The organism is Salegentibacter maritimus (genome assembly GCF_016236915.1).
Lineage (GTDB): Bacteria > Bacteroidota > Bacteroidia > Flavobacteriales > Flavobacteriaceae > Salegentibacter > Salegentibacter maritimus.
This window is the reverse complement of sequence record NZ_JAEHOK010000003.1, coordinates 88987-101037: the sequence shown is the minus strand read 5'-3', so window position 1 is coordinate 101037 and position 12051 is coordinate 88987. Positions and strand designations below refer to the sequence as shown.

12 protein-coding genes are annotated in these 12051 nt (G+C 37.2%); 7 read left to right on the top strand and 5 right to left on the bottom strand.

Annotation, left to right across the window (positions count from 1 at the left end):
* The first annotated feature begins 155 nt into the window (after positions 1-155).
* Positions 156-1334 (top strand): AIR synthase related protein, encoded by a 1179-nt coding sequence (locus I6U49_RS03730; RefSeq protein ID WP_198627623.1) that lies wholly within the window; start codon positions 156-158, stop codon positions 1332-1334.
* Between the two features lie 185 nt (positions 1335-1519).
* Positions 1520-2248, top strand: coding sequence for a hypothetical protein (locus tag I6U49_RS03725; protein WP_198627622.1), 729 nt, complete (start codon positions 1520-1522; stop codon positions 2246-2248).
* A 46-nt stretch (positions 2249-2294) separates the two neighbouring features.
* On the opposite strand, the gene I6U49_RS17275 is transcribed toward I6U49_RS03725, so the two are convergent.
* Together I6U49_RS17275 and I6U49_RS16970 are read right to left on the bottom strand one after the other, a co-directional pair.
* Complete coding sequence (locus I6U49_RS17275; protein ID WP_394370300.1) at positions 2295-2522, bottom strand: P-loop NTPase family protein; 228 nt, start codon at positions 2520-2522, stop codon at positions 2295-2297.
* Positions 2523-2694: 172 nt separating this feature from the next.
* Complete coding sequence (locus I6U49_RS16970) at positions 2695-2859, bottom strand: ATP-binding cassette domain-containing protein (RefSeq protein WP_394370299.1); 165 nt, start codon at positions 2857-2859, stop codon at positions 2695-2697.
* Between the two features lie 411 nt (positions 2860-3270).
* On the opposite strand from I6U49_RS16970, the gene prfA reads away from it, so the two are divergent.
* The 3 genes from prfA (at position 3271) to I6U49_RS03705 (ending at position 6074) form a co-directional block, all read left to right on the top strand.
* A complete protein-coding gene (prfA, locus tag I6U49_RS03715; RefSeq protein ID WP_193711141.1) occupies positions 3271-4347 on the top strand; it encodes a peptide chain release factor 1 in 1077 nt (358 codons plus the stop codon).
* A gap of 128 nt (positions 4348-4475) precedes the next feature.
* Positions 4476-5294, top strand: a complete 819-nt coding sequence (gene pyrF / locus I6U49_RS03710) for an orotidine-5'-phosphate decarboxylase (RefSeq protein WP_198627621.1) — start codon at positions 4476-4478, stop codon at positions 5292-5294.
* Positions 5295-5300: 6 nt separating this feature from the next.
* On the top strand, positions 5301-6074 hold the full coding sequence (locus I6U49_RS03705) for an ABC transporter substrate-binding protein (protein ID WP_198627620.1): 774 nt from the start codon (positions 5301-5303) through the stop codon (positions 6072-6074).
* On the opposite strand, the gene I6U49_RS03700 is transcribed toward I6U49_RS03705, so the two are convergent.
* From I6U49_RS03700 to purU, 3 genes are all read right to left on the bottom strand, one after another.
* Entirely contained in the window at positions 6071-6253 is a 183-nt protein-coding gene (locus I6U49_RS03700) for a Lacal_2735 family protein (protein ID WP_198627619.1), read from the bottom strand. The two genes, I6U49_RS03705 and I6U49_RS03700, sit on opposite strands and share 4 nt — an antisense overlap.
* Before the next feature lie 170 nt (positions 6254-6423).
* A complete protein-coding gene (locus I6U49_RS03695; protein WP_193711137.1) occupies positions 6424-7131 on the bottom strand; it encodes a DUF4197 domain-containing protein in 708 nt (235 codons plus the stop codon).
* 147 nt (positions 7132-7278) lie between these two features.
* The gene (gene purU, locus I6U49_RS03690) at positions 7279-8130 is read right to left on the bottom strand and encodes a formyltetrahydrofolate deformylase (protein WP_198627618.1); all 852 of its coding nucleotides are present in this window, start codon (positions 8128-8130) and stop codon (positions 7279-7281) included.
* 141 nt (positions 8131-8271) lie between these two features.
* Here purU and I6U49_RS03685 point away from each other — a divergent pair, with 141 nt between their 5' ends.
* Entirely contained in the window at positions 8272-11727 is a 3456-nt protein-coding gene (locus I6U49_RS03685; RefSeq protein WP_198627617.1) for a methylmalonyl-CoA mutase family protein, read from the top strand.
* 30 nt (positions 11728-11757) lie between these two features.
* Entirely contained in the window at positions 11758-11982 is a 225-nt protein-coding gene (locus I6U49_RS03680; protein WP_198627616.1) for a hypothetical protein, read from the top strand.
* Positions 11983-12051: the final 69 nt, after the last annotated feature.

Here is a 12051-nt window from a genome sequence, read left to right as displayed (position 1 = left end):
AACATAAATATTGGCTCTAGGCTTTGCCGGGAGGTAGTTCAATAAACTTTTCCCTTTAATTATCATAGTAATTTATTTGTTAGCGTTTTTTTTACTTTAGATTACTTCAGTGGCTAATCTAATCTGTTTATCTTTGAGGCCTCAATACAAGAATTATGAGTCAGGAAGTAAGTAAAAGATACGCGCAACGCGGAGTTTCAGCAGGTAAAGAAGATGTACACAATGCAATTAAAAATGTAGATAAAGGTTTGTACCCGAAGGCATTTTGTAAAATTGTGCCCGATTATCTTACCGGTAGCAATGAGCATTGTTTAATTATGCACGCCGATGGTGCTGGAACAAAATCTTCTCTGGCATATATGTATTGGAAAGAAACCGGAGATCTTTCGGTTTGGAAAGGAATAGCGCAAGACGCCCTGATAATGAATATTGATGATTTGCTTTGCGTGGGTGCCACAGATAATATTATGCTTTCTTCTACTATTGGTAGGAATAAAAATAAAATTCCGGGAGAGGTGATTTCAGCAATAATTAATGGTACCGAAGAATTGATTGCCGAATTAAAAGAATTTGGTGTAGACATTCATTCTACCGGTGGTGAAACTGCCGATGTAGGAGATCTGGTACGTACTATTATTGTAGATTCTACGGTTACTGCCAGAATGGAGAGAGCCGGGGTTATTGATAACGCCAATATTAAACCGGGAAATGTAATTGTTGGCCTTGCTTCTTTTGGGCAGGCTTCTTACGAAAAAGAATATAATGGAGGGATGGGAAGTAACGGACTTACCTCTGCGCGGCACGATGTTTTTTCTAAGGTTTTAGCCGAAAAGTATCCTGAAAGTTTTGATAACGATATTCCTGAAGATTTAATCTATTCAGGAACCAAAAACTTAACAGATTTAGTTGAAGACGCACCTGTAGATGCCGGGAAACTAGTGCTTTCCCCAACCAGAACCTATGCGCCTATCATAAAAAAAATACTTACTAAATTTAGTAACAAGGAAATTCATGGAATGGTACATTGCAGTGGGGGGGCACAAACCAAAATTCTTCACTTTATAGATAATTTGCATATCGTTAAAGATAATATGTTTGAAGTGCCGCCACTTTTTAAACTTATTCAACAGGAAAGTAAAACCGATTGGAAAGAAATGTACCAGGTGTTTAATATGGGGCACCGTATGGAGCTTTATGTAGATCCTAAAATAGCCGATGAGATTATTGCAATATCAAAATCTTTTAACGTAGGGGCACAGGTTATTGGAAGGGTAGAGGCTTCGGAAGAGAAAAAACTTACTATAAAGAGTGAGCTGGGGGAGTTTCACTATTAAAGTTTTTATAGTTTATTTTAAAACCCTAAATAAAAAGATTAACTTAATAGAGGTTGATTTAAATAGAGACTCCATTTTATTTGAACCGAAACATTAGTTTATAAAAAAGTTTGGGATGCAAACAAACTTTTGTAACGACTGTAATTTTTTTAAGCATCTTTTTAATTACTTTAAAACGTATCCACTTGTCGAATACACAGAACCTTTATAGCCCTAAATTTATAATTGCTTCTACACTATTCTGGGTGATTATTAATCTAGTTAGTATTTGTTTTTTAGCTGAAGAAGATAGTAGGTGGTTTAGAGTGGCAAATTCACTTTATTTTTTAATTTGGAGTTGCTCTTTAGGAGTTTTAAAACCAAAAATAAACTATGTTTTAATAGCTTATTTAATTTGCGATATAGCCCTGGTTTATTATGAAATTGCTGTTTTTAATTTTATAACATTTCTAGCCAGGTCACTTATTTTTTTCTTATTGATCTTTATTGTTTTTCCTAAGATTCGATCGGTGAAATTTAATTTTTTCGAATTGATCCTGGGCATTGTCGTAATAGCTATTAATATTTACTTGTCATTTGAGTTGTTGGGTATGGTGCCTGAAGCTTATTTATACAATTCGTTTTCCCCGGCTTATTTAATGCTTACGGCCTTAACAATATTATTAATAGGCCTTGCATTTACCTATAATAATAGGTTTAGTAGTAGAAGAAGCTTTTACTTTTTGCTAGGAACACTTTTTTTAGCCCTGTCTGATGTTAATTTTTTTATCGCTTTTTACCTGGAAGTACCTTCATTTTATTATCCCGATAGGTTTTTTCATATTCTAGCCTTGGGGCTAATTCTTCTTTTCGGGGTAACACCTTTAGAAGGTTCTGCATATAATAATATAGAACAGCAGGATTTAAAGCTATGATTTGTATTTTATTGCAAAGTTTTGGGGTTTAAGTAACGATAATCTTCTAAATCGCTTTTTTCTTAATTAATTTAGAACAGCCGTTTTTTATTAGATAGAGCTCCTCACTTGCATCTAGCATATGCTTATACATATGGTCTGTGATAACTATCGCTTTTTCTTTCTTTAGTTTTTGGAGCAATTCCTTAATTTTTTCAATATGCGATGGCGAAAGATGTGAAAAAGGTTCGTCTAAAAGAATGAGTTTAGCCCGGCTATTTATGCAAATATAAATTTCTATAAGTCGGCGTTGCCCGCTAGAAAATTCTTTTATCCGCTGTTTTTCTGTGTTTTAAATTCGGGGAAAATATGTGTAAATTTCTTAAGGCTTACTTTAAAAAAATGAAAACCGGTTTTTAGCTTCATCATCTCAGGTGGAATAAAACTTTGTTGTGCTAAATACTTCGCTAATCCAGATTTAAATAGGGGTTATTATCTATTCTTACTAGTTTATGCCTGGAATTCAGGCTACCAAAGAAAAGCTTTAGTAAACTGCTTTTTCCGGAACCGTTTGTGCCAAGAACCCCGGTTATTTTTCCCGTTTCAGCTTTTAGGTAAACTCCGTGTAAGATTTGCCTATTGCCAAAGTAGAGTTCAATATTATCAATTTCAAATAAATTTCCGCAGAAATAAGTAGCAAAATAACTTCGATTAGAAATCCAAAAGAAAATAGCTGAAAGCTGCTTAAGGAAAGGTTTTGGTAAAATAGGAACAAATGATTGAGAGAGCTTTTATAAATGTAATAGAGGGCTACACTTAAAAAAAGTTTAATAAGCAAGATAAATATTACAGGGTTTTCGAAGAGCAGAAAAAGAAAATTCAGGGAAACAGAGATTAAAATAAATTGCCGATAGAAATAGAAAACCGCCCTGATTTTGGTCATTATTTAGTGTCTTTTAGACTTTCAAATTACAATTCTTTTTTCAATCTAATAAATCGATCAAATTATCGTAAATTTGTTCTCCTAAAATCAGAGTGATTATATGATCGAGAAGCTTAATATAGTAAAGCAGCGTTTTGATGAGGTGAATGATTTGATTATTCAACCCGATGTGATAGCAGATCAAAAACGATATATAGAATTAAACAAAGAATATAAGGACCTTAGGGCCTTAATGGATGAGCGTGAAAAATATATAGAGCTCACCAATAATATAGAGGAAGCCAAAGAGATTATTGCCGACGGTAGTGATGCCGAGATGACCGAAATGGCCAAGATGCAATTGGAAGAGGCCGAAAAGGAACTTCCGCAGTTGGAAGAAAAGATTAGGATGATGCTGGTGCCTAAAGATCCGGAAGATGCCAAAAACGTGGTGATAGAGATTAGGGCCGGTACCGGTGGGGACGAAGCCAGTATTTTTGCTGGAGATCTTTACCGAATGTATACTAAATATGTTGAAAGTAAAGGCTGGAAGCATACTATTGTAGACTACAGCGAAGGTACCAGTGGTGGTTTTAAAGAGATGATTTTTGAAGTCTCAGGCGAAGATGTTTATGGAACTATGAAGTTTGAGGCTGGTGTGCACCGTGTACAGCGTGTTCCGCAAACCGAAACCCAGGGGCGTGTACATACTTCGGCGGCTACGGTAATGGTGCTTCCGGAGGCTGAAGAGTTTGATGTGGAGATAGACCCAAAAGAAGTAAGAATAGATTATTTCTGTTCTTCCGGTCCCGGTGGGCAATCTGTAAACACCACTTATTCTGCGGTGCGTTTAACCCACGAACCAACCGGTTTGGTAGCACAATGCCAGGATCAAAAATCGCAACATAAAAACAAAGAAAAAGCCTTTAGGGTATTGCGTTCTCGTTTATACGAAATGGAACTTGCCAAAAAGCAGGAAGCCGATGCCGCTAAAAGAAATTCTATGGTTTCCAGCGGGGACCGTAGTGCTAAAATTAGAACCTATAATTATTCCCAGGGAAGGGTTACAGATCACCGTATAAACCTTACGCTTTATGATCTTTCAAATATCATAAATGGGGATATTCAAAAAATAATTGATGAATTGCGATTGGTAGAAAATACCGAAAAACTAAAGGAAAACTCAGATATATTCTAACAACAATCACCTCCGCAAAGGCGGAGGCCTGTTTTCTTATTGAAAAGAATTTTTATTTCAAGAAACCTTTCCGCGAAAGCGGAATTTTCTTTTATATTTTAAATTATACTAACTACAAATCATTACCTATGTCTCCACAAGAATTAACTGAACAAATCTTTAAGAAAAAATCATTTTTATGTGTGGGGCTTGATGTAGATATAGATAGGATTCCTACCTATCTGCTATCGGAAGACGATCCTATTTTCGAATTCAATAAGGCCATTATAGATGCTACCCATAAATTTTGTGTAGCCTACAAACCTAATATTGCTTTTTATGAGGCCAATGGGGTTGAAGGTTGGCAGGCGCTGGAAAAAACAATAAACTACCTTCATCACCAATATCCTGAAATTTATACTATTGCCGATGCCAAGCGTGGCGATATTGGAAATACCTCGAGAATGTATGCTAAAACTTTTCTTCAGGATCTTGGTTTCGATTCGGTAACCGTGGCACCTTATATGGGGAAAGACTCGGTAGAGCCTTTTCTGGAGTTTAAAAACAGGCAGGCCATTTTATTGGCGTTAACCTCTAACGAAGGGGCGTTCGATTTCCAGACACAACAGGTTAACGGGGAAGAACTGTATAAAAAAGTACTTAAAACTTCAAAAACCTGGAAGAATTCAGAAAATTTAATGTACGTAGTGGGAGCTACCAAAGCCGAATTCTTAAAGGAAATAAGGCAAATTATTCCCGAAAACTTTCTTTTGGTACCCGGGGTAGGTGCTCAGGGAGGCAAACTTGAAGATGTTTGTAAATACGGAATGACAAAAAATGTAGGTCTCCTGGTAAATTCTTCCCGAAAAATTATCTATGCTTCCGAATCTTCAAATTTTGCTGAAATCGCCGGAGCCAAAGCCGAAGTGTTACAGCAACAAATGGCCGAAGAGTTAAGTCAGCTTTAAGTTCTAATGGAGCTCATAGATCAGTTACATAGAACACTTAGCCTACAGGAAGTCCCTAAACGAATTATTTCTCTAGTTCCCAGCCAAACCGAACTTTTGGTAGACCTTGGTTTAGAAGAAAATTTGGTAGGAATTACCAAATTTTGTGTACACCCTGTACATCTTCGAAAAACCAAAACCATTGTTGGGGGTACAAAAGAAGTAAAACTGGAAAGGATAAAAGCTTTAAAACCCGATATCATTTTGTGTAATAAAGAAGAGAACACAAAGAAAATGGTAGAAGAGCTTCAGGAAATAGCTCCTGTACATGTTTCAGATATTATTAAGATTGAAGATTCTTTCGAGTTAATGCAACAGTATGCCAGGATTTTTGATAAAGAAGCCCCGGTGAAAGTCATAATTGGTTCCATTAGGGAAAAAATGGGGAAACTTCAGGAACAACTAAAGCATAAACCCGCTAAACGGATTGCTTATTTTATTTGGAAAGAACCTTTAATGGTGGCGGGGAAAGATACTTTTGTAGATGAACTTTTGAAATTGAATAAACTGGAAAATGTTTTTAACACTTCTAGATATCCCGAAACTTCTTTACAGGAAATAAAAGCTAAAAAACCCGATTTATTGTTGCTTTCGTCTGAGCCCTTTCCATTCGCAGAGAAGCATAAACCTTACTTTTCAGAATTAAATATTGAAATAAAATTGGTAGATGGTGAATATTTTAGTTGGTACGGTTCCCGGCTAGTAAAAGCGATGGATTATTTTAAAGCACTTAATTTTTAGCGGTCTATTTTATCGTACCGCATTCTTTTAAGCTCTTTTAAAATTTTTTTTGCTCTTGCATTTAATCGGTCGCTCTCTTCTTTATCGGTAAGAGCCACCTTATAAGATTTGTGCATAAGGCTCTTATACTTATCACAAAGGCATTCTTCCTTAGATTTTGTCTCAAAGATTTTAAACATAATACTGCTTTTGTCTTGGTTGCAAAGTTAAGCTGCACAACCACAAAGCATTACTAAGTATGCGTTAATCTTCCTCTAAAATATTTATACTTAGCTTTTTAAATGTTAAAATATTATATAATTCCCTTCACTGTGAGATTGGTTGTTTTTTTAGGGCACCATGTTGAGGTTTAATATTGACTATCCTGTAATGCAAAAACACGTTGTAAAAGCTGGGTACTCCTTGCAGCTACTTTTTCCCTTATTTCCTTTTCTTCTACCGCAATCATTGTATAAACACCATCAAGGGCTCTGTTGGTAACATAATCTGCAAGGTCTGGATTAACCTTATTAGTTAGGGGTAAGTTGTTATATCGAGTAATAATATTGTTCCAAACCCTGGTGGCTCCAACTTTTTCGAGTGAATTGGTTACAACCGGATTAAATTTATTGTAAAGTGGTTTTTCAGTTTTATTGGTAAGATACAAGGTGGCTGCGTTATTTTGTCCCAATAAAATATTCCTGGCATCATTAAAGCTTATTTCCTTTACAGCATTCACGAAAATTGGGGTCGCTTCTTTAACGGCTTCTTCGGCAGCTCTGTTTAGTACTTTTAGGCCTTCATCGGCCAAAGCATCTAAACCTACATCACGAAGTGTTTTATCTACTTTTTGTAATTCTGGAGGTAAAGTTATTCTAACTAATTCATTGTTATAAAAGCCATTTTCTTTGGTAAGTTTGCTCACCTGCTTCTCTATACCCATATCCAGCGCCTGGCGTAACCCGGAAGCTATTTCTGTATTACTAACACCAACCTGCGGGTATTGACTGGCGATTTGCTGAAGCTCGGCACAGGATGAAAACAATAAAACACAAAAGATAAGAGTTAGTTTTTTCATAACGATTTTTTTCTTGATAATCGAGACTTTATGCACTGGGGCTTGCCTCTAATTCCATTTTTTTATTGTAATGCCCGGTAGATTTTTTTCGAGCTAATTTGCAAATGTATCATTTTTTAGATCAAAGACTGTCCGGGAAAGTATCGTCTAGATAAAAACTATAGTCTTATTATTGTAAACAAGGGTTTTTCTTTCAATATGATATTTTATACCCCTGGCCAGGACAATTTTTTCCAGGTCCCTACCTTTTAAAATAAGATCTTTAATTGAGTGACTATGCGAAATTCGTGTAATGTCTTGCTCAATTATAGGGCCTGCATCCAATTCTTCGGTTACATAATGGCTGGTAGCTCCAATTATTTTCACCCCTCTTTTATAGGCCAGGTGATAGGGTTTGGCTCCGGCAAATGCAGGTAGAAAAGAATGATGAATGTTGATTATTTTATTCTGAAAGGCCGCTATTAAAGATTTGGGTACTATTTGCATATACCGGGCCAAAACAATAAAATCTATGTTTTCCTTTTGAAGTAATTCAAGCTGGGTTTTAGCGGCCTCCTCCCTTGTATTTGCGGTTGCCGGAATATGATAATACGGAATCCCAAAATTTTTGGCTACCTGCTCAAGATCTTTGTGATTGCTAATAATTAAAGGAATACTTACTTCGAGTTCGCCCGATTTATACCGGCTTAAAATGTCGTAAAGGCAATGGTCGTATTTAGAAACAAAAACTGCCATTCTAGGTTTAGTATGGTCTGAGTATATTTCCCATGACATTTTGTATTTTTCTACTACAGTTTCCCTAAACTCATTTTTAATATTCCTAATATTGGTTTGCTTGGTAAATTCACATTCTAAACGCATAAAGAAAACCGTATTCTCCCGGTCTACATATTGGTCTATATAAAAAATATTTCCCTGTCTTTTATAAAAGAAGGAAGTAACATGGGCGATAATTCCAGAAGTATCGGGGCAGTGAATTAAAAGGGTGATTTTAGACATGATTAGGCTTTAAGGTTTTAAAATTACACATTTCCGAATGTTTCAGAATAGTAGTATTCAGAATTATATTAATATCATAGCAGCCGCTTTAGAATTACAATTTTCGTAAATTGCAGCTCAAAATTTCAGAGATAATTAGCAATGGAACAACAAAAGCCATATACACCTAAAAATAAAATAAGAATTGTAACCGCGGCTTCGCTCTTTGATGGGCACGATGCGGCTATAAATATCATGCGTCGTATTATTCAATCTACCGGGGTTGAGGTGATTCATCTTGGTCATGACCGTAGTGTAGATGAAGTGGTTAACTGCGCTATACAGGAAGATGCACAGGCTATTGCCATGACCTCGTACCAGGGTGGCCATACCGAATATTTTAAATATATGTACGATTTGCTTCAGGAGAAAAATGCCGGTCATATCGCTATTTTTGGTGGTGGCGGAGGCGTAATCCTTCCTGAAGAAATTAAGGAGTTGATGGACTACGGAATTACCCGTATTTACTCCCCGGATGATGGCCGTGAAATGGGGTTGCAGGGAATGATTAATGATATGGTGAAGCGCGTAGATTCTGAAACGCCCAATTTAGTTGAAGAAACCTCTGTTGCTTCAGATTTAAAAAATAAAAATGTAAATACAATTGCCAGACTTATTTCTTTGGCCGAAAACAGGCACGATACCTTTATAGAACATTTTCAGCCTATAAGAGATAATAATAAAAGCAGCGAAATTCCTGTACTTGGAATTACCGGAACCGGTGGTTCGGGAAAATCCAGTTTAGTAGACGAACTGGTACGTAGGTTTTTAAGCGATTTTCCGGAGAAAAATATTGGGATTATTTCAGTAGACCCTTCTAAACGTAAAACCGGTGGGGCTTTGCTGGGCGATAGAATACGAATGAATGCTATAAACAATAAACACGTTTATATGCGTTCTTTGGCTACCCGCCAATCTAACCTGGCACTTTCAAAATATGTGGCAGAGGCTGTTGAAGTACTGAAGGCAGCCGAATTTGATTTGATAATCCTGGAAACCTCAGGAATCGGTCAAAGTGATACCGAAATTATGGATCATTCTAATGTGGCTTTATACGTGATGACCCCTGAGTTTGGTGCCGCTACCCAGCTGGAGAAGATTGATATGCTTGATTTTGCTGATTTGGTAGCTATTAATAAGTTTGATAAACGCGGTGCACAGGATGCCTTGCGGGATGTAAAAAAACAATATCAGCGAAATCATCAATTATGGCATGAAGATGCTGAGAAATTACCGGTTTTTGGAACCATAGCTTCCCAATTTAACGACCCGGGTATGAATACCCTGTATCGCCAAATTATGGATAAGCTTGTCGAAAAAACAAAAGCCGATCTTGATTCTACTTTTGAGATTTCAGCTGAAATGAGTGAGAAAATCTTTGTGATTCCGCCCAAAAGAACCCGTTACCTTTCAGAAATTGCTGAAAATAACAGGAGTTACGACGAAAAAGCCGCTAACCAGGCAGAAGTAGCGCAAAAACTATACGGAGTTTTTAAAACAATCGAGTCGGTTTCCGGTTTGGAAATGACAGGTAATCAATCTAAATACTTAGAAAAGCACGGTCTTGATCAGGAAGAGATTATGGTGTTTTCTCAGGACTCTCAAAAGGATTTTCTAAAATTGCTTTTTGCAGAGTTTGATCGTGTGAAAATGGATTTAGATCCTTATAACTGGGAAGTGATTCAGAGCTGGCAGGAAAAGGTAAATAAATATGTAGAGCCCATTTATTCATTTAAGGTTCGCGACAAAGAGATAAAAATAGATACGCATACCGAATCGCTTTCGCATACTCAAATTCCAAAAGTTGCCCTTCCAAAATATAAAGCCTGGGGTGATATTTTAAAATGGTGCCTTCAGGAAAATGTTCCGGGAGAATTTCCTTATACCGCCGGTCTTTACCCTTTTAAAAGACAGGGAGAAGATCCTACCCGTATGTTTGCCGGTGAAGGTGGCCCCGAAAGAACCAATAGGCGGTTTCATTACGTGAGTATGGGCTTGCCTGCAAAAAGGCTTTCAACCGCTTTCGATTCGGTTACGCTTTATGGAAATGATCCGGATAAACGTCCCGATATTTATGGGAAAATTGGTAATTCAGGGGTTTCTATTTGTTGTTTGGATGATGCTAAAAAACTCTATTCAGGCTTCGATTTGGCCGATGCGATGACTTCGGTAAGTATGACCATAAACGGGCCGGCACCTATGTTGCTTGGTTTCTTTATGAATGCAGCCATAGATCAGCAATGCGAGAAGTATATTAAGGAGCATGGATTGGAAAATAAGGTTGAAGAACAATATAAAGAGCTTTATGACGATCGAAATCTGGATCGTCCTGCTTATCGCGGTGAGTTGCCCGAAGGTAACAATGGACTTGGTTTAATGCTATTGGGAATTACCGGAGACCAGGTACTACCGGCAGAGGTCTACCGGGAGATAAAGGAGAAAACCATGAATGTGGTTCGCGGTACTGTACAGGCCGATATTTTAAAAGAAGACCAGGCACAAAATACCTGTATTTTCTCCACAGAATTTGCTTTAAGGCTAATGGGAGATGTACAGGAGTATTTTATAAAAGAAAAAGTAAGAAACTTCTACTCGGTTTCAATTTCAGGATACCATATTGCTGAAGCCGGAGCCAATCCAATTACCCAGTTGGCATTTACTTTGGCCAATGGGTTTACCTATGTTGAATATTACCTAAGCAGGGGAATGGATATCAATAAATTTGGTCCAAACCTTTCGTTCTTCTTTTCTAACGGAATTGACCCCGAATATGCGGTAATAGGAAGGGTGGCACGTAAAATTTGGTCTAAAGCACTTAAGCATAAATATGGGGCAAACCCCAGAGCACAAATGCTAAAATATCATATTCAAACTTCTGGTAGGTCATTACACGCCCAGGAGATAGATTTTAACGATATTAGAACAACCCTCCAGGCGCTTTATGCTATTTACGATAACTGTAATTCGCTTCACACCAACGCTTACGATGAGGCTATTACAACACCTACAGAAGCTTCGGTAAGAAGGGCAATGGCGATTCAGTTGATTATTAATAAGGAATTAGGACTTGCCAAGAATGAAAATCCAATTCAGGGCTCTTTTATTATTGAAGAATTAACCGATCTTGTGGAAGAAGCCGTTTTAACCGAGTTTGACCGAATTACCGAAAGGGGAGGTGTGCTTGGTGCTATGGAGACTATGTACCAACGCGGTAAAATTCAGGAGGAAAGTTTGCATTATGAAACTTTAAAACATAATGGCGATTACCCAATTATTGGTGTAAATACTTTTTTAAGTTCTACCGGTTCTCCCACTGTAACCCCGGGAGAAGTAATTAGAGCAACAGAAGAAGAAAAGCAGCATCAACTTAAAACTTTGAATACCCTGCATAAAGCCAAGGAGGATTCGGCCGAAGAAGCTTTAGAGAAAATTAAAGAGGCAGCTATTAAAAACAAGAATATTTTTAAAGAATTAATGGAAGCCACCAAGGTTTGCTCCCTGGGCCAAATAACCCAGGCAATGTTCGAGGTTGGCGGGCAGTATAGAAGAAATATGTAAGCAGAGAGCCACTTTTCCAAAGCCATAGCTTTGGAAAAGTGTGCGAATCGCTTATCCCGAAGATCGCAGCGAAATAGGGATCTTTACTGGCAAAATGTTTGTGAATTTGTTTCGGTATCTGCAATTTTAGCCGGCAGTTTTAAAGCATTTGCCATCATAAAATCGCCGGTGCTTTTTAGTATTTCATTTTCTTCCTGGATGAAGTCTACAATTCGGGAAAACCATGCTGCAGATTTCTTCTGCTTTTTGAAATAATGGTAGTTTTCTATAATTATCTAATTGCATAGTACTTAAAACTTTTATCCTTTTTATTGGGTAGAGCTA

Excerpts from the sequence above, each read along its gene's own strand:
- I6U49_RS03730 (WP_198627623.1), top strand. The coding sequence starts at position 156 with ATGAGTCAGGAAGTAAGTAAAAGATACGCGCAACGCGGAGTTTCAGCA.
- prfA (WP_193711141.1), top strand. The coding sequence starts at position 3,271 with ATGATCGAGAAGCTTAATATAGTAAAGCAGCGTTTTGATGAGGTGAAT.
- pyrF (WP_198627621.1), top strand. The coding sequence starts at position 4,476 with ATGTCTCCACAAGAATTAACTGAACAAATCTTTAAGAAAAAATCATTT.
- I6U49_RS03705 (WP_198627620.1), top strand. The coding sequence starts at position 5,301 with ATGGAGCTCATAGATCAGTTACATAGAACACTTAGCCTACAGGAAGTC.
- I6U49_RS03700 (WP_198627619.1), bottom strand. The coding sequence starts at position 6,253 with ATGTTTAAAATCTTTGAGACAAAATCTAAGGAAGAATGCCTTTGTGAT.
- I6U49_RS03695 (WP_193711137.1), bottom strand. The coding sequence starts at position 7,131 with ATGAAAAAACTAACTCTTATCTTTTGTGTTTTATTGTTTTCATCCTGT.
- purU (WP_198627618.1), bottom strand. The coding sequence starts at position 8,130 with ATGTCTAAAATCACCCTTTTAATTCACTGCCCCGATACTTCTGGAATT.
- I6U49_RS03685 (WP_198627617.1), top strand. The coding sequence starts at position 8,272 with ATGGAACAACAAAAGCCATATACACCTAAAAATAAAATAAGAATTGTA.